Origin of the sequence: Rhizobium anhuiense bv. trifolii (assembly GCF_024346605.1) — a bacterium.
GTDB lineage: Bacteria > Pseudomonadota > Alphaproteobacteria > Rhizobiales > Rhizobiaceae > Rhizobium > Rhizobium anhuiense.
Genome location: NZ_CP098801.1, coordinates 234,261 through 256,702 on the forward strand (window position 1 = coordinate 234,261; position 22,442 = coordinate 256,702).

Annotated in this window: 25 protein-coding genes and 1 pseudogene; 8 read left to right on the forward strand and 18 right to left on the reverse strand. The window is 55.7% G+C overall.

What is annotated here, in order from left to right; translation table 11 throughout:
• Positions 1 to 114: 114 nt before the first annotated feature.
• From NE851_RS01120 to NE851_RS35475, 4 genes and pseudogenes are all read left to right on the forward strand, one after another.
• Positions 115 to 300, forward strand: a pseudogene (locus NE851_RS01120) (IS110 family transposase); the annotation flags it as partial.
• A 385-nt stretch (positions 301 to 685) separates the two neighbouring features.
• A complete protein-coding gene (locus NE851_RS01125) occupies positions 686 to 994 on the forward strand; it encodes a type II toxin-antitoxin system RelB/DinJ family antitoxin (RefSeq protein WP_168333863.1) in 309 nt (102 codons plus the stop codon).
• Positions 991 to 1,284 (forward strand): type II toxin-antitoxin system RelE/ParE family toxin, encoded by a 294-nt coding sequence (locus NE851_RS01130; RefSeq protein ID WP_168333864.1) that lies wholly within the window; start codon positions 991 to 993, stop codon positions 1,282 to 1,284. The genes NE851_RS01125 and NE851_RS01130 overlap by 4 nt, the downstream gene beginning before the upstream one ends.
• The gene (locus tag NE851_RS35475) at positions 1,257 to 1,481 is read left to right on the forward strand and encodes an Ivy family c-type lysozyme inhibitor (protein WP_497007570.1); all 225 of its coding nucleotides are present in this window, start codon (positions 1,257 to 1,259) and stop codon (positions 1,479 to 1,481) included. Before NE851_RS01130 ends, NE851_RS35475 begins: the two co-directional genes overlap by 28 nt.
• Positions 1,482 to 1,509: 28 nt before the next feature.
• Here the strand turns inward: NE851_RS35475 and NE851_RS01135 are convergent, their stop codons facing one another.
• Positions 1,510 to 2,121, reverse strand: a complete 612-nt coding sequence (locus NE851_RS01135) for a L,D-transpeptidase (protein ID WP_183845504.1) — start codon at positions 2,119 to 2,121, stop codon at positions 1,510 to 1,512.
• A gap of 150 nt (positions 2,122 to 2,271) precedes the next feature.
• Between NE851_RS01135 and NE851_RS01140 the strand changes: the two genes are divergently transcribed.
• Positions 2,272 to 2,793, forward strand: a complete 522-nt coding sequence (locus NE851_RS01140) for a GNAT family N-acetyltransferase (RefSeq protein WP_368411024.1) — start codon at positions 2,272 to 2,274, stop codon at positions 2,791 to 2,793.
• Between the two features lie 233 nt (positions 2,794 to 3,026).
• On the opposite strand, the gene NE851_RS01145 is transcribed toward NE851_RS01140, so the two are convergent.
• From NE851_RS01145 to NE851_RS01155, 3 genes are all read right to left on the reverse strand, one after another.
• On the reverse strand, positions 3,027 to 3,314 hold the full coding sequence (locus NE851_RS01145; protein ID WP_254955765.1) for a hypothetical protein: 288 nt from the start codon (positions 3,312 to 3,314) through the stop codon (positions 3,027 to 3,029).
• A gap of 771 nt (positions 3,315 to 4,085) precedes the next feature.
• On the reverse strand, positions 4,086 to 4,382 hold the full coding sequence (locus NE851_RS01150) for a hypothetical protein (RefSeq protein WP_254955767.1): 297 nt from the start codon (positions 4,380 to 4,382) through the stop codon (positions 4,086 to 4,088).
• 15 nt (positions 4,383 to 4,397) lie between these two features.
• Positions 4,398 to 4,685 (reverse strand): hypothetical protein, encoded by a 288-nt coding sequence (locus NE851_RS01155; protein WP_254955769.1) that lies wholly within the window; start codon positions 4,683 to 4,685, stop codon positions 4,398 to 4,400.
• Between the two features lie 216 nt (positions 4,686 to 4,901).
• On the opposite strand from NE851_RS01155, the gene NE851_RS01160 reads away from it, so the two are divergent.
• Together NE851_RS01160 and NE851_RS01165 are read left to right on the forward strand one after the other, a co-directional pair.
• Complete coding sequence (locus NE851_RS01160) at positions 4,902 to 5,108, forward strand: GIN domain-containing protein (protein WP_254956343.1); 207 nt, start codon at positions 4,902 to 4,904, stop codon at positions 5,106 to 5,108.
• A gap of 121 nt (positions 5,109 to 5,229) precedes the next feature.
• The gene (locus NE851_RS01165) at positions 5,230 to 5,658 is read left to right on the forward strand and encodes a DUF4259 domain-containing protein (RefSeq protein WP_183906535.1); all 429 of its coding nucleotides are present in this window, start codon (positions 5,230 to 5,232) and stop codon (positions 5,656 to 5,658) included.
• 55 nt (positions 5,659 to 5,713) lie between these two features.
• Here NE851_RS01165 and NE851_RS01170 read toward each other — a convergent pair whose 3' ends face one another.
• From NE851_RS01170 to NE851_RS01235, 14 genes are all read right to left on the reverse strand, one after another.
• Positions 5,714 to 6,745 carry a hypothetical protein gene (locus NE851_RS01170; RefSeq protein ID WP_254955774.1) on the reverse strand — a complete coding sequence of 344 codons (1,032 nt, stop codon included), beginning with the start codon at positions 6,743 to 6,745 and terminating at the stop codon, positions 5,714 to 5,716.
• A complete protein-coding gene (locus NE851_RS01175) occupies positions 6,735 to 8,399 on the reverse strand; it encodes an HsdM family class I SAM-dependent methyltransferase (protein ID WP_254955776.1) in 1,665 nt (554 codons plus the stop codon). The genes NE851_RS01170 and NE851_RS01175 overlap by 11 nt, the downstream gene beginning before the upstream one ends.
• A gap of 612 nt (positions 8,400 to 9,011) precedes the next feature.
• Positions 9,012 to 9,800: an SDR family NAD(P)-dependent oxidoreductase gene (locus NE851_RS01180; protein ID WP_254955778.1), complete on the reverse strand. Its 789-nt coding sequence runs from the start codon at positions 9,798 to 9,800 to the stop codon at positions 9,012 to 9,014.
• 180 nt (positions 9,801 to 9,980) lie between these two features.
• Positions 9,981 to 10,790: a sugar phosphate isomerase/epimerase family protein gene (locus NE851_RS01185; RefSeq protein WP_254955780.1), complete on the reverse strand. Its 810-nt coding sequence runs from the start codon at positions 10,788 to 10,790 to the stop codon at positions 9,981 to 9,983.
• 228 nt (positions 10,791 to 11,018) lie between these two features.
• A complete protein-coding gene (locus NE851_RS01190; protein WP_254955782.1) occupies positions 11,019 to 11,666 on the reverse strand; it encodes a 2-keto-4-pentenoate hydratase in 648 nt (215 codons plus the stop codon).
• Positions 11,667 to 11,946: 280 nt separating this feature from the next.
• Complete coding sequence (locus tag NE851_RS01195; RefSeq protein ID WP_254955784.1) at positions 11,947 to 12,879, reverse strand: dihydrodipicolinate synthase family protein; 933 nt, start codon at positions 12,877 to 12,879, stop codon at positions 11,947 to 11,949.
• A gap of 29 nt (positions 12,880 to 12,908) precedes the next feature.
• Positions 12,909 to 13,736 carry a shikimate dehydrogenase family protein gene (locus NE851_RS01200; protein WP_183906528.1) on the reverse strand — a complete coding sequence of 276 codons (828 nt, stop codon included), beginning with the start codon at positions 13,734 to 13,736 and terminating at the stop codon, positions 12,909 to 12,911.
• A 4-nt stretch (positions 13,737 to 13,740) separates the two neighbouring features.
• The gene (locus NE851_RS01205; RefSeq protein WP_183906527.1) at positions 13,741 to 14,544 is read right to left on the reverse strand and encodes a sugar phosphate isomerase/epimerase family protein; all 804 of its coding nucleotides are present in this window, start codon (positions 14,542 to 14,544) and stop codon (positions 13,741 to 13,743) included.
• A gap of 134 nt (positions 14,545 to 14,678) precedes the next feature.
• Entirely contained in the window at positions 14,679 to 15,746 is a 1,068-nt protein-coding gene (locus NE851_RS01210) for an aldo/keto reductase (RefSeq protein ID WP_254955789.1), read from the reverse strand.
• 239 nt (positions 15,747 to 15,985) lie between these two features.
• Positions 15,986 to 17,284 (reverse strand): ABC transporter substrate-binding protein, encoded by a 1,299-nt coding sequence (locus NE851_RS01215; RefSeq protein WP_183909676.1) that lies wholly within the window; start codon positions 17,282 to 17,284, stop codon positions 15,986 to 15,988.
• A gap of 50 nt (positions 17,285 to 17,334) precedes the next feature.
• The gene (locus NE851_RS01220) at positions 17,335 to 18,180 is read right to left on the reverse strand and encodes a carbohydrate ABC transporter permease (RefSeq protein ID WP_183906524.1); all 846 of its coding nucleotides are present in this window, start codon (positions 18,178 to 18,180) and stop codon (positions 17,335 to 17,337) included.
• Positions 18,181 to 18,191: 11 nt separating this feature from the next.
• The gene (locus NE851_RS01225; protein WP_183906523.1) at positions 18,192 to 19,133 is read right to left on the reverse strand and encodes a carbohydrate ABC transporter permease; all 942 of its coding nucleotides are present in this window, start codon (positions 19,131 to 19,133) and stop codon (positions 18,192 to 18,194) included.
• 53 nt (positions 19,134 to 19,186) lie between these two features.
• Positions 19,187 to 20,239 (reverse strand): ABC transporter ATP-binding protein, encoded by a 1,053-nt coding sequence (locus NE851_RS01230; protein ID WP_183906522.1) that lies wholly within the window; start codon positions 20,237 to 20,239, stop codon positions 19,187 to 19,189.
• A gap of 145 nt (positions 20,240 to 20,384) precedes the next feature.
• A complete protein-coding gene (locus tag NE851_RS01235; protein WP_183909674.1) occupies positions 20,385 to 21,215 on the reverse strand; it encodes an IclR family transcriptional regulator in 831 nt (276 codons plus the stop codon).
• A 186-nt stretch (positions 21,216 to 21,401) separates the two neighbouring features.
• Here NE851_RS01235 and NE851_RS01240 point away from each other — a divergent pair, with 186 nt between their 5' ends.
• A complete protein-coding gene (locus NE851_RS01240; RefSeq protein ID WP_183906520.1) occupies positions 21,402 to 22,409 on the forward strand; it encodes a Gfo/Idh/MocA family protein in 1,008 nt (335 codons plus the stop codon).
• Positions 22,410 to 22,442 lie beyond the last annotated feature (33 nt).

Consider the following 22,442-nt stretch of genomic DNA (forward strand, 5'->3'; position numbering starts at 1 on the left):
AGGCCCTGATGAGATCCGCACATTCTGTTTCCAAATAGCTTCTTCGGGCACGAAGCCCGCTTTCGACCTGGATTTACAGAATGTCGATCAACTGTCTCTCGTCAGTAAGACCGTATGTCCGTCTTCGTAGCTGAGGTGGCTCGCCCTGCACTGGTCTTCCGAGGGTTGCTCGGACAGGCCGAGCCGATCCTCATCACAGGAGGACGAGCCGTGGCAGATTATAGAGAAGTGTTCGTAATCGATGTTGCCAAACTAAAGAATGCGATTGCTGTCGCTGAATCCGGCCGGGAGGGAGAGATTCCATCCGATGCATCAACCTCACCCCAGAACCGGCTGTGGGGTGAAATAATTCGAGGCGATCGGAGCAGCCCCGGACGCACTATCGGGAATGCGGTAGGCAATCCGCGCATCTGAGCTTGATCACCGACGTCCTTGAGTTCCGCCTCCACCCATACGCAATCATCATCATGAACAGTCGTTCGTTTGGGCGGGTCGGTTCCTCGCGCCTAAAGCATGGCAATGCGCGTTCGTCCCGGGTTCTGATCTAAAAACATAGCTCAATGCCGGGACTGTTCGGTTGCTCAGTTTAGGTCGTGCTGCTTATTCATCCAGCAGGCGATCCTAAAAGCACTATGGCGTTTGTCATTCATTTGCATTATCATTTCGCCAAAAAGTGGAGATCGCTATGGCTGCAAATGCACTGGTACAAACTCGTATCGATGCCGATGTTCGGGATCGTGCCTCCGCAGTGCTTGGAAATATGGGGCTGACCGTATCTGATGCGGTTCGTATCTTACTCACCCGAACGGCCAACGAAGGTGCGCTGCCGCTGGAGCTTCTTTCAGGCAGCGAGGCCCACGACGCTTGGTTTCGCACCAAGGTACTTGAAGCGCTGAACGATATTCGACCGGACGTCTCAGATGATGAAGTCGAGGCGCATTTCGCTGAACGTCGAGCGGCAGCTCGCCTTAACGCTGGTGCGCGCAAATCGTGAAGCTTATCTGGTCTGCGTTCGCGTTATCGGATCGCGACGCCATTTTCACATACATAGAAGCAGAAAATCCGTCAGCCGCCATACTGGTCGACGAACGGATCGTTGCTGCCGTCCGTCGGTTGGTGGATTTTCCCGCGAGCGGTCGTGTTGGCAGAATTGCTGGCACCCGCGAACTGGCAATTAACGGCACGCCGTACGTCGCGGCGTATGCAATTACCGAAACAGCGGTTCGTATTCTTCGCGTCCTCCATGGCGCGCAGGAATGGCCAGACACTTTGCCAACGCGCTAGGCTTTGTTCTCGATGGTGAGTCTCAACGGGTCGGTGGTTCGAATCTTTTCAAGGCGAGCATCATCCACCTAGCTTCGAGGACTGTCTACCTTGCTTGGAAGCCGTCCGGGCAGAAGATCAAGGTGAATCCCGACGTGAAAGCATGGCCTGAAAAGGCGAAGGCTGAACTCCGCCAGTGGGCAGCGAAATGGAAATGACGGGACAGTTCGGTCAAGCGAAATTCGATTACCGCTGGACGATTACTCGGGTTCCCGGCTGCACCATCTCATAAAGCTCCTCGACATCTTCGCGGTACATCCGAAAGCAACCACTCGACGCGTTGGTTCCAATCGAGGAGGGATCGTTGGTGCCGTGGATGCGTAGCAGTCCGTCGGCAAGGTAGATCGCGCGGGTTCCAAGCGGATTTGCGGGACCGGGTTTCACAACGGCCGGAAGCCGTGGGTTCTTCTGCCGCATGCTGGCCGTGGGTCGCCATTCGGGATGCAATCGCTTCGACACGACCCGCGTTGTTCCGTACCACTGCTTGCCCTCACGGCCGACGGCAATGGGGTAAGCGAACTGCTCGCCCTGTGCGGTCGTGTAAATCAGAGTGTGCTCACGCGTGGCGATGACAACGGTTCCCCGTCCAATTCGCGTCGATGGCTCCCGACGTTCTTGCAAAGGTTCTCGATAGCCAGGTTCTGGCTCGTAGTAGGGAGGAGGGGGATACGGGCTGTAAGGGTCATCATAGTCGTAGCCGTCGTATTCATCGTATCCATCATATGGCGCGTAAACTTGGGCTTGGGCATGCACCGCTGTCAGAAAGAGGGCCGCAGCAAGGAGAACCAGCAATCTCATTCTTCGCCATCCGCTTGTTATACAGGCATGATTGGGCGGAATTCTGTGGCAGCACTATGGCAGGGAAGCATGAGCGGTCATTGTGCCAGTCCCAGTTTCACTTAGACTAACTCCATTGATCGGTTCGAAATCGAGGTAATGATGACTTGCATGGAAGGCCCAAGCTTGCGGCTACGGCCGGCTTCGCCTGATGATGCCGCAGCCCGATTTTCGCTGGGAAACAACCCCGACGTTGTGAGGATGTTCGGCGTGAGCCATTCCGACACGAAACCTATGACAATGGATGCGGCGGAAGCGTGGGCTCACGGCCACGCGACCAACCCTTACGCTTGGATTATTGAAGTTGCGGGACGGCTGATAGGAGAAATCAAACTCCACGGCATTAATGCTCAGGATCGCCGAGCATCAATGGCAATCGCAATCTATGACCCCATGCAGCTTGGAAAAGGACATGGAAGCGAGGCGATCCGCCTGCTTTTGCACCACGCCTTCACGGAGCTGAATTTCCACCGCATTGGCATAAGGGTTCTTGCTTTCAATGAGCGAGCAATCAGGGCCTACCAGAAGTGTGGCTTCCTGATTGAGGGACGGGAGCGAGAAACCGCCTTCGTAGACGGTGTATGGCATGACGACCTGATGATGGGCATACTTTCCAAAGAATTTCAGGCGTAGTCGTCGCCGAAGGTGTCGGCGTCGTGCCGAACCCTGTCTTCGAGCACCTCTGAATTATGCCGAGCTTTTTGATCCTGGAACTGGAAATATCAGGCTTTAGCGAACGGGCTCGGCATAGTATCGGGGATCGGGATGAATCCCCGACCTTCGTATCGATCAGCTCCAGGTGAGGACCCAACCTCCATTGGAAAGAATGCGAACACAAGGGCCAGACTGCAGCCGCCGACTGCGGATCAATTTCCGCCATCGAGAAAAGTGCGCTGAATTGCTGCCCATTCATCTGGATAGGGCTCGTGATCTTGCAGATATTCCGCCACGTATTCGCCCCAGCCTTGAATCTTCCGATATTTGGTCATGGCGTCGAAATGGCTATGTCCCGTCAGTTCGGCGGCCTTTACCGCTCCTGGCCTAAGGAGTGCCCTGAACCCATCACCCATGGGGCCAGCAAGACAAAGGCCAGGAAGCATCTGACCATCACGTTCGGGATCGAGCCAGATTTCGTGGATAAGCTCGTTTTTCATTGGAACGTGCTACTTCGAGAGCTGTCTGGTGACAAGATTGCTGTGCTCCGAATGCCTGAAGATTTACCGCTCTTCCGAGCGGGAGGGGAGTGAATTCGCTTATGGCACCCCGGTAGGCCGGATTCCCGGGAACCTTCCGGCCAAGGAATGCAGTCGCGGGACATATTAATACCCTTATGCCGAATTCGGCATAACGGAATTTATCCAGAGCCCGATACTATGCCGAGCCCATTCCCTAAAAGCCCGAGATTTCCGGTAACCCAGGATCGAAAACTCGGAATAGTTTGAAAGCGTTGGAAGACCGGTTCGGTCGACTTTGCCTCGCTAATTATAATAGGGCCGAAGGAAAATGAGGTAGATTAAAATTGGGATCGCAATGAAAGCGCTGTGCTTCCACATTTGCCTGCGGAGATGGAAATACTCGTCTCTGATCGCTTGCGGGCACTCTGGCGATCCCCAGGCGATCCCTGTGTGGATTGTGAACGGTGTCGTGTAGGTAATCTCACCGAACTTCGATGCCTTTGAAGCAAGACGCTCGTTCAAGATGAAATAATACGTGCCAACGGCGATGAAGATTGCAACGTCTATGCCAAGCACAATCCTAATGAAAAGATTGATGCTGTCATGTGAGAAGCTCGGCAATGATCCCAACATGACAGGAACTTATACAGACTATTCGGCCCGCCAGAAATGAAGCGCGTAGCTTCCTCATTATAGCGTAAAGAAACACTAAAGCGATGTGGCTGTTGGCGGAAATCGTTGAAAAGCCCGTCACTCGTCGCGCCGGACACCTTTGTCGATCTTATTCCGCTGGGCGATGATCCGATCAACGCGCGTTTGCGACTTCACATCTTGCCATATCGCCCACAGCGCTAGGCCAATAAATAGTAGGCAGAGCAGGCGGAACATCCAAAGTGCTCCAACCTGCCCCAGTATGGCTACCAGCATTGCAGACCGCCATGACGAGCTTACATCGTCGATCAGCAAGAGGGCCGCCACCAAGGTAGCAACGACGATAATGCCGATGAATCTCGGGTTGCATAAGTCTCTCATCACACCATAATTCACATGAACTACTGTCCATCAAGTAAACATGTCGATGCTGCTGTTAAAATAATTGTCTTCGGCGTGGTTTTTCCGGTCCGCCTTCCTAGCGCTCGGAACCGTTCTTTCCGGGTCTGGCTGGGCCAGCGCAGCATATTTATGGAACGGAGGATCGACCTGCGAGCCTGCAAGCGGTACCCAGCAGTAGGTTAACTGCCTTTTGTTGCGGACGGCAGGCTGGCAATCGCCCTGTTCGGCGCCATCCACTACCAACCAGGGGAAAAGACGGAGGCTGTCGTCAGCGGCGATTTGGCGTTGGTCAATCATTTGCGACTTACATCCGGCCGAGTGGGCTTGGACTGCAATCCTGGCTGTTTGCTTCCCGGCTCGACATCAGGCTATCGGGACCAGCGATCACCAGATGGGATTTGCTGAACAATGTTGACCTGACACTATCCAAGATCAACCAGCCAGAGCTTGAGGTGAACATCAAGGCAGCGGGAATTCCTCTGCGACGGGAATTGCAGACGCATCAAGCTCAACATTTCCGGCTCTGGCGAAGCCCAATTCGAAGGCCTGATTGCAAAATCGGCAACGGTGACAATCCGAGGGAGCGGCAATGCAAAGATGACCGCCCAGGTAGACGCGGATGGTTCGATTTCGGGCAACGGAAATGTTGAATTGTCGGGGCATCCAGCGATGCGACGTGCAGAGATCGAGGGTAACGGCCGCATTGTGCAAGTCCCTTGAACCACGAGGGCGAGGGGGCGGCAAGGGAGCGCGGCTTTTGAAGCGGAACTTTGCATCAATTGCGGTCGCTCCTATTTTTTCGTAGACCGCGCCCATTGGTGCAGAAGTTACAGGACATCCTATGGGTACTTGGGGCAAAGACGTTTTCGAAAATGATGCTGCGAGTGATTGGATGGCACTGTTCGACCGGCTGGGATTTCTTGCTGTGACTACCCCGCTTGCAGAAATTGCTGAGTATTCGGATTTAGGGAAACCTATTCCGGCGGAGACAGAACAAACCTTCTGGGCGATGTGTGAGGTTGTGGCAATCGCGGGAGGATTTCCAACTCCTCCATCCATCGACGATCATAAACTAGCGATTAGGCGCGATGCCGGGAAAATATTAAAAATCCCAAATCTCAGACAGCGGATCATGGTGGCGTTGGAACGATTGGACGCTTCGGAAACGGAGCTGAAAACACTTTGGACGAGCGCTGGTGAAGGCGGTGATTTTGAAGCTGACTGTAAGCGTTTGCGAGATTCCGTGCTCCAGGTGCTCGCTCAACAATGAATCAACCAGCGTCTTATACATTCGATTGCTGGTCGCGCCAGGTTTCGGAGGGTCGTTATCTCTTTGCCAACACTGAAGACCTGCGCCTCCTAGCCTCCTCATGCATGTTGACGGGTGTAGTCGCGAGAACGCGCGTAACCAAAGATGTCAGAAAACGGGCGGGCGAGAGTTCATCGGGGGTTCGCTCTTCGAGGATCGATACCTTGGGCAGGGCCTTGACGATGCTCTTGACCGTGCTTTCCGCAAGGTGCGCGATCTCAGCCTCTGCCGGATCCGTTATCGGCTGCGGGCCTGGTTCTAATATGCCGTCGGTTGGTTCTTCCTCGTCGGCCGCCGGTAGTACTGGATCAGATGAGTATTCCATCAACACCAGGCAGGTGGAGTGGTACGCATCGTCCTCACGGCCAAGTTTAGCCAAGAGATCGAACAACCACTCGGCCGTCTTGGGCTCCTTTTCCAGGATGTCAGACCGTAGGCCAAACAAGAACCCTAGAGCCGCCAGCGGGTGGCGTAAGCGAAGGTTCTTGGCATCGCCGTAGGACTCCTCGATGCGGTTCGGCGCATTCTTCCCATAGGAGGAATCCATGCGCTTCGTTGAAATCAGCAATTCGGGGCCGGTGACCCAGTCGGTGATGATGACATCCACCTGTTTCAGGTAGTTTTTCCCCAGAATGGATGCCGAGGAGGAGGTGACCCCGGGGATGGACGTCCTCGATAGCAAATAGGATTCCGCGTTGGCTCGAACGGCCACGGGAAGTGACTTGACGAATGCCGCTACGGGCGCGGGGAGGACGCGTGGGTTCGCTGGCCTTGGCCAGACTTGGTCCGTGCCGAAACCGGCCCTGCGAAGTTCGTAGCTGAGCCAGACATCGAGAGCGATGGCAGGAACTCCTGTTTGGGTTCCCGCTTTCAGGTGCAGCGGAACACCGAGCAATAGCGCAAGGGTGTCGTAATCGGGCTTGATGAACGGCTGGCCGTCAGTTCCAAGAACCCATGGATTGTTGTGTTCCCCGCTGGGTGCGGCAGCTTCGACGATATGATCGAATATTTCCCAGGCTTCTGCTTTCGAACTTGGTTTAGCGGCCACTTGCTGACCTCAAATTGCGACGGTTCGCCAGTTCCGCGCGTGCATTCCGGACGGCTGCCATTTGTGTCGCGGAAACCTCGCCGTCCACCAGCAGTACCTCGTCAACCAGATTAACGGCATCGAGCAGCCGCCCTTTGTCCAGCAGCTTTGCAACGCTTCGCTTGACCTTGCGAAGCTCATCGGCGCGAGAGGCGACCAGGGTCGGGGACGGCATGGCCCAAACGTCTGCCTCCTTTGGCTCGATCTTCAGTATCCCGCCTCCATAGGCGCGGCCGACCATTTCGGCATGCAACAAGGTGATTGAGTTCAAGCTGGCGACAGGAAGGAGCTCGCGGCCCAAGGCAGTATATGCCTCGTTCAGGTAAACCCCATGCACCGAATTAAGATGACGGGCCTTGGCGGCATTTTCGGTGATCCGGGGGGTGTCCGCATTCATGCATGTCAGCAAGAGGTCCGCGGGTGAAACGAGCGGCACCCGATACCAGGTCTTGCGGACCCGGCATTTATAGGCGGTGTCGACGCCTGTCCTGTGGCCGTCGGCGATATATGCCGCGGCAGCCTTGGAAGGCCGTTCATTTGGATAGAACAGGTGGATCGCGCTGCCCTCTTCACCAAGTTTCTTAAGCTGGGCACTCGAGAGCGAGAGGCCTCGCAAATGCGAGCTTCCTGGTGGCGAAAGGCTGAGCAACTCGTCTGGGCGCAGTCCGAGCTCTGCTGCGCGCTGGGGGGAAAGCGTGAAGTATTTGTTGTTTCCGGTTACCATTCCGAGCGTCGTGTCGCCCCAGGTCTCCAGGTTCGTGTATAGGCCGGTTCCAGTGAGGGCCTGCAAAAGATGCACCGCGTCGGCAGCAACGAGACTGCTGGTCCATTTGGCCGCAGGGTCGACCGGTGTCCAGCTCAGTCCCGGGCCTAAAGTGTCGAGCGTTGCAGCGTTCTTGGTTTGCCGGATCGTTGCAAAATCCGCCGGCCCCTCCAGGTAGCCGTCAGCGAGGAGAAGCACTACGTCCGCTTCCGCCTCCGGGAACACTTGCTCATCGAACAACACGAGCTGCACGTCGCGGAATCGACTGAACAGGAACTTGCGGACGGGCGCGGCATAGTTCACCGAGAGCAGTTCGGCGGGCAAGACGAAGGCCAGGCGGCCACCATTCTTCAGGAACAACGCCGAGTGCACGGTGAACGCAGCCCAACTGGACGCGAGCCCTGTCAAGGAAATGCCGCCCCTGATGGCCGCTTCTCGGGCACGAGTGCGGGCTTCGCCGGTGAAATCCTGATATCGAATATAAGGAGGATTTCCGATAACGGCGTCGAACGCTGGATTAGGCGTGACGGCAAAGAAGTCGGACAATTGGATATCGGCCTCGCCCCCCACGTCAGCGACCCGCTTGCGGGCAACGGCTGCGCTGTGCGCATGGATCTCCACGCCATGAACAATCGGGCACGAGCGCCTGCGTGGACCGAGTTCACGAAGCCGCTCGACCGCCGAAACCAAGAATGCGGCATCGCCAGCCGCGGGCTCGAGCACGCGATCTTCAGACGCGCGGATGGCCCATTTGGAAATAAAACGGGTAATCGCCGGAGGCGTGAAGAACGCGCCTCTCTCCTTGCGGAGGACGGGAGTGTCGATAGGGTCGCGATGGGTAACGAAAGTCACTGCTAGCTCCCGAATCGTGCACGCATGGGTTCGCTGTCTTTGCCGCCTACCTATCCTATACAGATGAATTTCTGTCTACTCTTTGTTCTTTTTTCAATCTGCCGATCCCGCGGAAAAATTGCGGCAAGCCGTTGCGTAACAATGGCCTGCTTCCAGCCCAGAACGACAATGCGCCTTTAGGGGTCGGTACGGCCCATCACATTTAATTCAGGTGCTTACCGCTCCGCGGGTCGCTGGTTCGATTCCTATGAAGAGCTTCGTATGCAACCGCGGACTGCGGCCTGGACAAGATTAGTGCATAGACGCAATCCGCTCTGCCCGCGTCCAACCTTCGCCTGAAATACCGACCGAGTTGCCCGTTTTCGTTCCTCAATTTGCAAAGCATAAAGGCACCGATACAGCGTTTTTGCGTTCTGAAGTCGTAAGGCACTAGTATTTCATGGCTTGAATAGCGCTGAATATGGTCAGAACATCAAAGAAAAATCAAATTGAGTCGCCGATGTTCCCACGATCACAATCTCTATGATCGTGGGAACGTCGTTAAAGTGAGTAAATTTAGTTCTATTGTTGGCGTACCAGTTAGGCGAGCGACTGGATCTACTTTGGCTACGACTATTTTGAAATCGGCCGCCCAGGTATATGGCTTAAGATTGACTGTGAGAAGCCGCCGTCGACGCAGAGGTCCTGACCGGTTATGAAACCCGCAAGTGGACTGATCAAGAACTCAATGGCATTCGCAATGTCTCTTGGGTCGCCGATCCTCGAAAGCGGGATCAAATCCTCTCTTGCCTTCTTGATCGCTGGATCGGCGTACATTTTTTCAGTCATCGGCGTGTGGGTCATTCCCGGCGAAACGATGTTTGCACGAATGCCGTCTGGCGCCCATTCCAAGGCGAGCGTTTTCGCAAGCATCGTCAGAGCCGCTTTCGTCGGGCTATATGCACCTGATCCGGCATGGGGCATTTGTCCAGACATTGAAGATGTGAAGCATGCCGCGCCTCGGCTCTGTTTTAAATGCGGGTAGGAATGTTTAGCCAGAAGCCATGCACCGCGAAGGTTAACTTCGAACATCTTGTCCCACTCGGCGACGGACAAATCACAGATGCTTCCTGGGCTTGCTACGCCGGCATTCGCTACAAGAGCGTCAAGACCGCCGAATTCCGATACCGCTGCCTCTACTAGGTTTGCAGCTACATCAACGTTGCTCAAGTCGCCTGACAACGCAATGGCATCGCCTCCCAGCGCACGCACCGAACGTGCAACTTCCTCTTGGGGCTCAGATGACGCAAGGCCACACACTGCGATTTGAGCACGCTCGCCTCTCGATACGGCGGCTTCGGCGATACGGATACAAACTGCGGCGCCAATCCCACGACTTCCCCCGCTCACTAAAACTCTCATAGCTGCTTTCTCCAATTTTCCGCCGGGTTTAAGATATGGAATTGAATTCCAAATCGCAACTTTATTCTAATGTATGCGCACCGTGTCTCCGCCTCTCTTTGGACTATCTCTGCCAATCCTCACGAACAGAGCGTCGCGGTACGTCCATGCATACGCAGAGTGAGTTCCACTGGGGCTTCATCACCCAATGGTCCAGCCCCTTTTTTTGAGCTCCTGCAGGCCTTTTTGAATTTCCAACAGCGGCTCTTGCTCGCGAATGATCTCGAGAACCACGCGGTCGATACTGAAGACTGAATCAATGGCACGACCCAGACCCTCAAAGTCTATGATCCCCGTACCGATGGGGTCGTGACCCCACACGTCCGTCCCCGTATCCGAGATATGCACGAGACCTATATGCTTGTGATGCGATAGAAGACTGGCTACCGGATCTTCGCTTATATAAGCCGCGTTCGCGACGTCATAAACGATGCTGAGGTTTTCGCTTTTGATCTCCTCGACGACACCCACCAGTTCACCGATCGTCGGCCTGAAGCAATATGGGGTATTCTCCATGAGCAGCCGTACGCCGGCTTGCTTCGCAACCGGCAGAAGCACGTCAAGACTTTCATATAGCCAGCCAAAAGTTTGTGGGATGGAGGGGGAAATCATCGGGCGTCGCGTTCCTGGAGAGATAACAACGTCGGTTACCCCCCAGTCGACCGCAAGATGGATGACATCTTTGATATGGTCCGAGCTCTTGCGCCGCATATTCGCCGCGGGGCTGGCGAGATTGATATCGTATCCGCCAGCATTCAGTGATCTGACACTCGCCCCGTGGTCCTGCAGTTGCTTCCTCGCTTCCGATCGCATGCCTGTCGACATCTCGTCCGGCCAGCAGTGTGGGGAACTCACAGGCACTTCAAATACCTTGAAGCCGTGGCCGATGAGTTCAGACATCGCTTCGATCGCAGTGGATTTCCAGAGATAGGAAAAGGTATTGATAATCATTGATGTCTCCCTGCCGCCTTGGCGGTCTGTATTGTTGGTCATGGTCTGGTTTCAGAAGCGCCGAACGGTCGTCGCAAAATTAAAGTTGAGATCTGGGCGATCGACGGTCCCGAGCGGAAAGGGTCGTTAGCGTAGAAGACTTGCAGTCGCCCTCCTCTCGGCAACTCTCGTGGTGCTCGCCCGAAAAGCGCCCGTGATGGGTCAGTTCGATGGCGCCAAATCCCGCACCTAAAGAGATCGAACCGCGAAATTTAGTAGAACCTGTTCGCCGAGGTTGATCGACACGTCGCCGGGATCTGTAATTTCGATTGCGCCACACAAGCTACCCGTCGTGACGATCGAACCTGCTCTAAGTGCCGCGGCAGGCCTGAATGGATTGTTGGCGTAGTCACAGAGCCAGGTAAGCGCGTCTTTCGTCGGATGTTGTCCAGCAGCGTCAAAGGCGACCTGGTTGTTCAGCAGAAGCCGAAGGGGGAAAGTCGAACCAGGCTCAAGGACTGCCAACGGAAGCGCCGGCCCTCTGACATAGCCCATGTTCCCAAGGCGATCCGCGAGAAAGGCGAGGAAGGAAATACTGCCGCCTTCCGAAATGCCGCTCCAAACCAGCTCTGCGCCAAGATAAGCCTCAGAAATTGCGGCCTCAACGTCGTCTCGATCGTAGGCCCTATCCGTTCGAACAGGAAGATCCTGGCGAAGCTTCACCGCAATCTCCACCTCGATTTTCATGCCTTTTCGCCAAGCGATTATCGGATCTGACGGATCATCCAAGTAGGGATGAACTGGTGCGGCGACCGGGGTACCATCGGACGACTTTGCCACTTTCCAAGCCGAGGTGTTTACCCCTTCAAGCTTCGACAACTGGCTCTGCACTTCCATTGCGTCCTGATACACCAAAGGCACAGACACAAGCTGATCTGTTAGGACCCGGCTTCCGTCATGACGAAGGCTGCTAAGTTGATGAGCCAACGCAATTATATCGGCTCTGGCTAGCATGGGAGTCATTCTGCCTCTCGGGTCATCTGAAAAGCGTAGCTCTTAAATGACAGTTTCGGGATCGTGGACGATGACCGTATTGGACGGCGGCGGGCTCACGGGATATTTCCCGTTCTTGAGGGCGTGGTCCCTTTACCCCGCCCTTTCCGACCGTGACTGCTTGCTAGACCACCTGCTTGATCCGCTCGCGAAATTCTGCGGTCCCTTGCTGGATATGGTCGAGCAGATCCATCACGGCCCAATGCCGCTCGGCAATGTCATAATCTGTGACACGCGAATGGACGCTCTCAAACGTGCCAAGGCGCTTGTGCCAAACCTTGGCAAGACCCGGATAGCCCATCGGCTCTGCCATCGCTGATAGTGCCAGGAAGATTTCAAGTTCGCGGCGCAGATCGCTGTCGTCTGACGCATGCCTGAAAAGCCAAGCATACAGGTCGGGGTGAACATTGGTGAAGACGCCAGAAAAGCCCTTCGAACCTGCGCGCATAGCGGCTGCGGCGATGGCTGCGTTGGCGTTGACGATCGCAAAACCGGAATCACCTGAGAGCTCGACCCGTCGCTTTACCGTTTCGAGGTCGCAGGAAACATCCTTCAGCGTTACAAAGCGGCCGGTGTCGCGGCACAGCTTGAACTCGTCGTCGCTTAAAAGACGGCGATAGGGAGCCGGGCATTCGTAGAGACCGAGAGCAAGGTCGCTCGGGAGCCAACTCAAAATGGCATCCAGGCTGGAACGAAAAGCCTCGGTTCCGGCATTGCTTGTGTCCAGCCTGTTGCTCACCAAGACAAGTGCGTCGATGCCTGTCTCAGCCATCGCTACCAGTTCGGCGCGCTGGTCATCGCGGCTCTCACTGATGTGCCCAGATGAGATCACCGGCAGGCGCCCGGCCGCCAACGAGACAACCTTCTTGGAAAGCTCAACTCGCTCTGCCAGGGACAACTTCTGCATCTCGCTCGACTGGCAGACAGCGAAGAGCGTATCGGCACCATTGGCGATATACCACTCCACAAGTCGCTCGAGGCCTTTCCAATCGATCCGGTTATCCGGGGTGAATGGAGTAAGCATAACGGGGACGATCCCCTGGGCTTTGACATTCATGATATAATCTTTCGCTGTTTTCTTGACTGTTAGAGCGCAGTTCCTGCCGGCAGGCCTGCCGCGAAACCTGCCATCAAGCGGATCTGCGCGAGCAGCATGTCATTCCCATCAGACACCGTTGCGCCGGCTCCCTTGGCAGCGCGCAGTAGGGGCGTCTCGCTTCTTAAGCTGGCGATATCGGCGATGAGCATTTCGGGCCGTATTGCTGCGGCAGGCATAGGGAATATGCTGTCTCCCTTCACGCCGATCGGAGAGGCGTTGATGACGATATCGTAGTCCCACCCAGCCGATCCATCGGCAGCTCTTGCGCATTCTTCACCGCGGTAGGAATTGACCATATCCGATGTGAAAGCGACGGATTCAGGCGAGAGATCCATCAGATCGATCTTCCCTACGCCTTCCTCAGCGAGCGCAAATGCTATCGCGCGACCTGCTCCGCCTGCTCCCACAATTAGCGCGCGGGCGCCGCGCAGGCGCGATTTCGCCTGTCCAAGTCCTTCCACGAAGCCCACACCATCAAAGAGCGCGCCGTTCATCTGTCCGTCCTCCCCACGCTGGATGCAGTTGACGGCACCGACTGCCTTCGCTGTCGGCGTGAGGGTCGAGCAACGCTTTGCCGCGGCCACTTTGTGAGGGATTGTGGTGCTGATACCGCAGAGGTTGGGAATGGCGGAGAATGTATCCCACGCCGCCGTGAAATGTTCTGCGCTAATCAGGAATGGCACGGCGTAGATGTTAACTTCGGCGGCGGCAAAGATCGGGTTGATCAGGCGCGGCGTCTGGACCTGGTGGATTGGATCGCCAAACACAGCGTAGACACGCGAGTTGCCATCAAGGTTGGGAATACTCACTCGCATAGTTTTATTCCTTGCTGAACAAGCCACGGCAGCGATCGAGCGCAATGTCCATCACCTCTGCAGGGTCGCGAGCCCACCAGTCGGTGGAGAAGATCTCTACCTCCACCGCGCCATCGTAGCCGGCATCTCGCATCATCGAGTGGATGCCGCGCAGATCTATGATCCCATCCCCCATCATGCCTCGATCGGTCAGAAGGTGGCGCGTAGGAATCAGCCAATCGTTGACATGAAAACCGAAGAGCCGGCCAGCCCTGCCCGCACCCTCGATTTCGGCCGCCAGTCGCTCGTCCCACCAGCAATGATAAACATCGACGACCACGCCGATGCCCGGCCCTAACGCTTCGCACAAAGAATTTGCATGGGAGAGACTGGAGATGACCGTGCGGTCGCCTGTAAGCATAGGATGAAGCGGCTCGATGGCCAACTTCACACCAATATTGCGTGCGCGCTCAAGGACACTGCCAACCAGATCCTCGATCCGCCGTCTTGCGCAACTCAAATCCTTTTCATTCTCACGCAAGCCTCCTGTAAACAGAAAAACATGGTCAGCTTTGAATCTGGCGGCCCGCTCAAGCTCTGCCTCAGCCCGGTCAAGTGCATCCGCCGCTAATGGCCCGACCCGATTATAGCCTGAGACTGTCATCCCGAAATCATTTAAGACAGAAAGAGCGTCTGTCTCACCGACCTTGGCAATTTCGTCTCCCCAGATGGAAACGGTCTGGAGCCCCCGCTCGGAGCAAAGCCGAAGAAAGGTCAACATATCCGCTCGCTCGCGCACGGTGGCGTGGTTGAAGACAATGTCTGTCATCGGCCCCTCTGAATGTTTGAATATGAATGGTTCTGTGACCATGGCTCGGTCGCGGTAACGGCGTCAGGATCGGTTCGGTCGATTGGCAAGACCTTTTTCTCTGACACCGAAGCCCGGTCGCAGTCGGTTTTCACTCAGGCGGCCTTCCCGAGATGGCGACGAACCTCTGGCGCGAGCCACGGAGAAACATAGCCACGGTCGGCTTCTTCGATGAGTGATCCCGGCGGAACACGCGCGTCAATTTGGTCAAGCGTCGCGGACTGGAGAACAGTCTCAAAACCCGCTTCCATGCTCTTGAACTGCTCAAGCGTTCGAGGGCCGAGGATCACAGACGTCACTGCGGCGTGCGCAAGTGGGAACGACTGAGCCATGTGCATAAGGGACAAACCCGCGTCGGTCGCAACGCGCTCAAGTTCTGGAAGCAGTTCCAGTTTGCGCCTGTTACCCTCGCGCTGCATGTCGAATCGCGTTTGCAGAATTGGGTAGTGCTGTCCCCACTGTCCTTTTACGCGCTCGGCTCTGGATCCTGACGGCACCGAGCCGTTGCCCTTGTACTTGCCAGTCAGCCAACCGCCATTTAGCGGGCTCCAAGCGGTGAAACCCATACGGTAGTGTTGAATGGCAGGGAGCGTCTCCCTCTCCACCGCCCGTTGAAAAATGGAGTAGGGCGAGCTTTCATTGACAAATCGCGCCGTCTTGTTCAATCGACTCACCGATTGAGTCTCTGCCAGATACCAGCTCGGCAGTGTCGAGCAGCCGATGTAGCGAACCTTGCCTTGGGCCACAAGGTCGCTGAGGGCGCCAAGTGTTTCTTCCAGATCCGTCTCAGGGTCGGGCCGATGCAACTGATAGAGATCAATATGATCAGTGTTCAGCCGTCGCAGGCTGTTTTCAACCTGCTTCATAATCCAGTAGCGGGACCCGCCCTGTTCGTTGCGTCCCTCACCGGCCGCCAGACGAAACTTGGTTGCAAGCACCACCTTGTCCCGACGGCCTGTAATCGCTTTGCCGACGATCTCCTCGGCCTCTCCGTGGGAATAAGTGTCGGCAGTGTCGATGAAGTTGATGCCGCGGTCCAAGGCACAGTGCACGATGTCCATGCACTCTTTTTTGTCGGTATTCCCATCTGATCCATAGCTCATGGTTCCCAGCATGTACTCGCTGACCTGAACTCCGGTTCTCCCAAGGTAACGATATCTCATCGGGTGCCTCTCTTTGTTCGCGTGTGGCTCGGTCCAGGCAAGATCGCGCACGATCTACGGTCGCATGGGCGCAACGATGCCGTCCGCTTTTCGATCGGAGAAAAGCGAGAGCTCGGAAACCGAGACCACCATTCGAGTGTCGCCATTTTAACGACGTTCATGGATGGCCGTGTGGTGACAGGGGCTGGATGGATCGAACAGGCCGGACCCATCCAGCGTCTTACTTCAAGTCGAGCTTATTACTGCGCCTTTGCGAGTGCCTCGTCATACCGCTTGATCAGCTCATCGTAGGCATCTGCCGGCGATCCGTCTTTCAGGATCATTCTTTGGAAAGCCTCCCCCAAAATGGTGTGATACGTGGAGAGGATGGGGGTGTAGGTCACGGTTTGGCCACGCTGGCCTACCAGATCAGCCCACTGCTTTTGATCCTTACCGGCGTCGGTCTGGAAGTATGGTGCGGTGTATGCCGATTTCCGCGAAACAACCTCCCCGCCCTCGGCAGCGAAAGCTTGCGCCTCCGGAGACACCATGAACTTCACGAATGTCCATGCGGCATCCTGGTTGGCGGTCTTCTTGTTGATCGCAATATTGTAGCTGTAGACCGTCTGCTTGTCGTTTGCCGTGTACCCCGGCGCCGGAGCCCAGGCCAGGTCATCACCGCCGCCCTGGTTCTTCACCGTCTTGTAGCGATAAACGCCAAACACTGCCGTCGCTGCACTGCCCGACCGGAGCGCATCGTGCAACTCGTTAAACCCCATCTGTGCGCTTCGCAGCGGAGTTACATTGCACTTCGTGTAGAAGTCTTTGATCGTTTGTGCGGCCTTGATGAACGATTCTTTAGAAAACGCGATCTTGCCTTCAGAGGTGAAGTACTGACCACCGTTTCCAGGTAGCATCGTACTCAGGAAGAATTCTCCGAGGCTCTGAGCGCCACCAAGCCCGCCGGTCGCTCCGAGTGGAACGGCGAACGTGATCGTGTCCGACTGGCCGAACTTGGCTCCAAGTGCACACACTTCATCCCAGGTCGTTGGCGGCTTTACTCCGGCCTTCTCCAACATGCTCTTGCGATAGAAGAGGATCGGAATACGGAAGTCTTGGGGGAGGGCATAAAGCTTTCCGCCAACCTTCGTGCCGGAAAGCGGCAGGAGCCAATCTTCATCCGGAATGCCGTCCTTCTTCACCAAATCATCGAGCTGGAGAAGATTTCCAGTGGCAGCGAATTCCGAAACCGCAAAGCCGACGACACGGATCACGTCTGGTGTCTGGGCGCCCGACTTGATGGCGCGTGCGGCGGCTCCTCCGGTCGGATCGACTAGAAGTTTGACCGTGATGTTAGGATTTTTTGACTGAAATGCCTCGATCATTTTCGTCTGAGCGGCAGACCTGGGATCCTTTGAATTGTTTGGATCCAGGAACGTCTGGTAGATGATTTCCGTGCTTTGGGCAAAGGCTTGCGGAGCAAGGAAAGTCAGGGCGGCGGTACTGATTCCGAGCGCTGCCACCGCTTTGATGAGGTGGCGTTTTGATGTGATTTGCATGTATCTTCCTCCCAGGTTGAACAAAGTGTGTGGATGTTTTGTGTACGTCATCAGCCTTTGACGGCGCCTGCCGTGAGGCCGGAGATGAACCACTTCTGAACGAAGCCGAACATGAGGATAACCGGTGATGATGCGACCATCACAAAGGCCATCATGTAGGACCACGAAATGCCGACAGCGTCGAAAACCTGATTGACAAGAGCGACCTGCAGGGTCCGTTTTGCTACCTCGGGCGCGAACACTGCCACCGTGATGTAGTCGTTCCAGGTGGTCACAATGCCGATCGTCGCGACGGCCGCTATGCCCGGACGTATCAGCGGTAAAATCAGAGCCCAGATAATTTGGAACCGGGATGCGCCATCAATCATGGCGGAATCCTCGATCTCAATCGGAACGGCTTCGACGAAATTCGCGATGAACCATACAGTCTGTGGGATAATCCGCGCGCAAAGGATGATCGTCACCACGATGCCGCTGTTGAGCAAACCAACGGTTTCCAGCAAGTAATACGTGGGAACCAGCAAAGCGACTCCTGGCACCATCGAGGTTCCAAGTATCACCAGCATCAAAGTTCTTTTGCCTCTGAAAGAAAAGCGAGCAGCGGCATAGCCTCCAGGAATTCCGACGAGGAGAGCTATGATCACGGCACCGACGGAGTAGGCAACAGAGTTCCAAAGGTCGGTCAAGAAAGCCGGGTCATGGAAGACCTTGGCGTAGTTCTCCAGAGTGGGTGAATTGGGCCATAGGGTCGGGGGCACAACCACCGCTTCTACTTCTGTCTTGAAAGATGTCGCAAAGGCCCAAAGTACCGGCCCGAGAACAATAATCCCGATGACCAAGGATCCCATGATCGCGGGCATCTGTCCGCTTGTGCGATTCGAGAGAGCGCTACTCATATCAGAAAATCCTATCCGGTAACGCGGCCGGTTAGCCGGGTGTAAAGAGCACCAAGGGCGACATTGATAATGAGGACGACGATCGAGACGACAGCAGTCGGCCCAATGTTGACCGCCTGAACGGTTCCACGAAACGCTTCGAAACTCAGCGTGGTCGTCGATCCCAGTGGTCCCCCGCCAGTCATGACAATGATCAGCGTCATCAAGGTCAGGTACATGATGGAGAGAGTCAGCGCAGTGCTGCCCAGGGTCGGAAGGATTTCGGTGAACGTGACGTAACGGAACTTCACGAACGCGCCCCCTCCATCGATCTCTACCGCTTCGTAGAGTTCTTTCGGAATGGATTGCATGGCTGCTGTCGCCATCACCATCACATATGGGAACGACCACCAAGCTGTGACGATTATGAGGAGGGGCAATGCCATTCCCGGATCCCCCAACATAAGTCCGGGATCGATACCCAGCTTTTGGATTACATATGGTATGGGCCCAAACGAGGGGTTGAGGAGCCAAAGCCAGATGCTGCCGACGACCGACATGGACAGCGTCCAGGGAAAAAGGATGAAAACGCGCAGTGCGGAACCTGTCACGCCCGCCCGGTTCAAAACCAGCGCTGAGGCCATTCCAAGTATTGTGGCACCCGCTAGAGATCCGCCGACATAGGTCAGGGAAATTGCCGTCGTGTCCCAGAACTCGGACGAGTTCAGAACTTCGACGTAATTGGCGAGACCCGCAAAGCCAACGAGATCGTAGTATTTCGTTTTCTGGAAGCTCAACCATATCACGAAGATCGTCGGATAGAGTGTTACAAGAAACAGGATCAAGATTGCGGGGGTAAACCACAGAAATGGAGCCCAACTAAAGCGGTTTGCGCTGTCAGTGGTATCCACGACGTCGCTCGCGAGGTTCGTCCCGCTTTGGTTGGTGCTGACTTGGAGCGGAGGTGTCGACATTCGATTTCCAATCCCGTGTGGGCGTCTCGGGCAGAGTTGAGGGCGTTGCCTGCTCAGGACAGGCGACGGCCGGTGCTCTCGCTGAAGAGATGAACGCGTGAAAGATCAGGGGCTACGGTGATGGTCTCGCCGACCTTCGGCAAAACTCGATCACGGAAGATGCAGACAATGGTCTGAGAGCCATGCCGGGCGATGATCTGCGTTTCAGACCCTGTGGGTTCGACGACCGTGACGGTGAGGGGCAGTCCCTCATCACTGAGAATGAGATGCTCAGGACGAACACCGTAAATCAACTTCTCCGATGTACCGGATACCCCCGCAGGCAGAGGAAGCATGTGCCCGTCCTCAAGAACGAACCGGCCGTGCTCGACTTTGCCTTTGAGGAAGTTCATCGACGGCGATCCGATGAAACCGGCGACGAAGACGTTGGCGGGGTAATCATAAAGCTCGAGCGGCGCGCCGACTTGTTCAACATGACCGTCGTGCATGACAACGATCTTGTCGGCCATAGTCATCGCCTCGACCTGGTCATGGGTCACGTAAACGGTAGTGGTTTTGAGCCGCTGATGCAGTTCCTTGATCTCAGCGCGCATCTGCACGCGCAACTTTGCATCGAGGTTCGAAAGGGGCTCATCGAACAGGAACACCTGCGGATCGCGAACAATCGCTCTGCCCATCGCCACACGCTGACGTTGCCCGCCCGAAAGTTCGCGAGGGTAGCGGTCAAGGAGTTTCGTGAGGCTAAGGATCTCAGCTGCTCGTTGAACGCGCGTCGCCCGCTCCTCGCGGGGCGCCTTTTTCAGCTTCAAGGAGAAGCCCATGTTTTCCGCAACGGTCATATGCGGATAAAGCGCATAGTTCTGGAAGACCATCGCGATATCTCTGGCCTTGGGAGGAACATCGTTGACGGTGCGCCCGCCAATCTGGATCTCGCCGCCTGAGATGTTTTCCAGGCCTGCAATCATCCTCAACAGAGTTGATTTTCCGCAGCCCGAGGGCCCGACCAGGGTTACAAATTCCCCCTCATTGATGTCGACCGACACGCCATGAAGCACGGGTACGGCGCCGTAGGCTTTGCGAACGGACTTGAGCTCAACACTGGCCAACTGTTTCCTCCTGCCAGCCACCGAAGTGGCCACCTAATCCTGACGCGATCTCCCCGATCGCTATCGGAACGTTATTCCATTAAGAAACGCGGGTGTCAACAGGCCTCAGTGGTGCACGGGGCACTCTGATTAATTAAATGGCTAATTAGATAATATTTCCAACAACTTGCGAAGTCCGCGAAGCGTTGGTTTGCGGGCTAGGGGAGGCGATCCGATACGGCCAAAGTTGCGAAAGTTCCTCGGCAGTGGCCTTTACCTGTGCCGCTAACTGTGGGAGTACGAGCGGGGAAAAGTGGTGGATTGGTCCTGCAATGCTCACCGTTCCAACAACCTGGCTTCCAACGCGAATGACAGCAGCAACAGCGGCGACGCCGGGCTCAGCTTCCTCGATCGCTGTGGCCCATCCCCGTTCTTCAGTCTCATCCAAAGCTGCAGAAAATGTCTGCTTTGACATGATAACACGCGGACCGCCCAGGTCTGTTCGTCCCAACCCACTGGCAACGGCCCTGGCCAACGCCTCCTCCCGATCCAGCGTCGCTAGCCAGGCTTTTCCGTTGGCGGTCGTGTGCAACGGGACCTTTGCAACGAGTTCCGGCTGGTAAATCAGGCCGGACCGCATTCCTTGCGAATGAGCGATCCACGTCAAACCATCTGGATCCAGGATCGCAATCCTGCCAAGTCCCTTGGTATTGCTGGCCAATCGGTCCAGAATCGGTTGGCAGATATCGGGGATTCTTGTCCCGGCCAGCAGGCGCTGGCCCATCACGGCGAGGCGCAATGAAAGCCGGTAGAAACCGTTCTCGGGGTCCTGTTCGGCCCAACCTAGGTCACACAGACTGTTGAGCAAGCGATGCGCTGCGCTCTTTGGGACGTCCAGCCGACGGCTGATTTCGCCCAACGATAGTCCAGTGGCGTTCTCACTCAACAGCGTGATGACGTCGAAACAACGGTCTAGAAGGGATTTGACAAGGCGCATGGTACCACGATATTCGGTTTATCGGAACGCTATTCCAATAGCATTGCGAGAGGCGTTTCACAAGGAGCCGGGTGAACGGCGGTTAGAACATCAATTCGCGCATCGCTGGATTTTCACCGGCCAACGCACTTGATCTGTTTAATCATGGCTCCTCACCTTGATAAACCCGCAATAAACGGAGTCGAGATGAAGATTGCAGTATTCGACGTCAGCCACTGGCATTTTCCGCTCTACATTCCTGCGCTGAAGGATCCGGGTATCGAGGTAATCGGCATTTCGGACAGCGCTTCATTTGCTGGGGATCGTTTTTCCGATCTGCTCAACTGCAAGCTTTATGGTTCCAATGATGAGCTCATCAGTCAGGACTTCGACTTCGCGCTCGTATTTAGCCGTCATTCCGACATGGCTGAACTCGCTGAGCTGCTGATCGCCAAAGGCAAGCCCTTCCTCATAGAGAAGCCATGCGGGGCAAATCTCGAGGAAGTTCGTCATATCCGCAAACTTTCTGAGAAACATGGCGTCTTTGTAAGCGTGCCTCTCATTATGCGCGTGAGCGACCTGGGCGATCGCCTCTCGCCGGCTGCAGGATTCACGCCGGAAGGATTCCAGCATCTCTCCTTCAGGTTTATTGTAGGGTCGGTGGCTCGTTATGAGCGAAACGGATGCGGTTGGATGCTTGACAAGGCGCTCGCGGGAGGTGGGTCGATGCTGAACGTTGGCGTTCACTTCATCGACATGATTGCAAACTTGACGCAATCCCCGATCACTCATGTCTCAGGCCAAGTCCAGATTTACCGACCTGATGTAACTGTCGACGAACAGGCTGTGTTCACCTGCCGCAATGGTTCAGGACAGATCAGCGTAGTCGAGACTGGCTATTTGTATCCCTCCACGGCCGAGGATCAGCGAGATTTTGCGTTCTCGATCTCGCATCGTCAAATTTACATTCGCGGTTACGCTGACCAGTTCTATGCGAAGTCGCGTGAAACCGAGAAGGCTAGCTCGACGACTATCGAATACAATACGGACGAGTATTACCCGGTTTTCCTTCGCCGCAGCTGGGCGGATCTCGCAAATGGTCGCCCTCCCGTTGCAGGCCTGCTCGAAGCGGAACGCGCACTGGCCGTCATCGAAGCGGGGTACCGTTCGGCGGCAAACGGGGGAGCCCCTGAACAGGTCGATCCTAATACCTAGTTCGGTGCTTAACAGTTGTCCGGCGGCGCGATG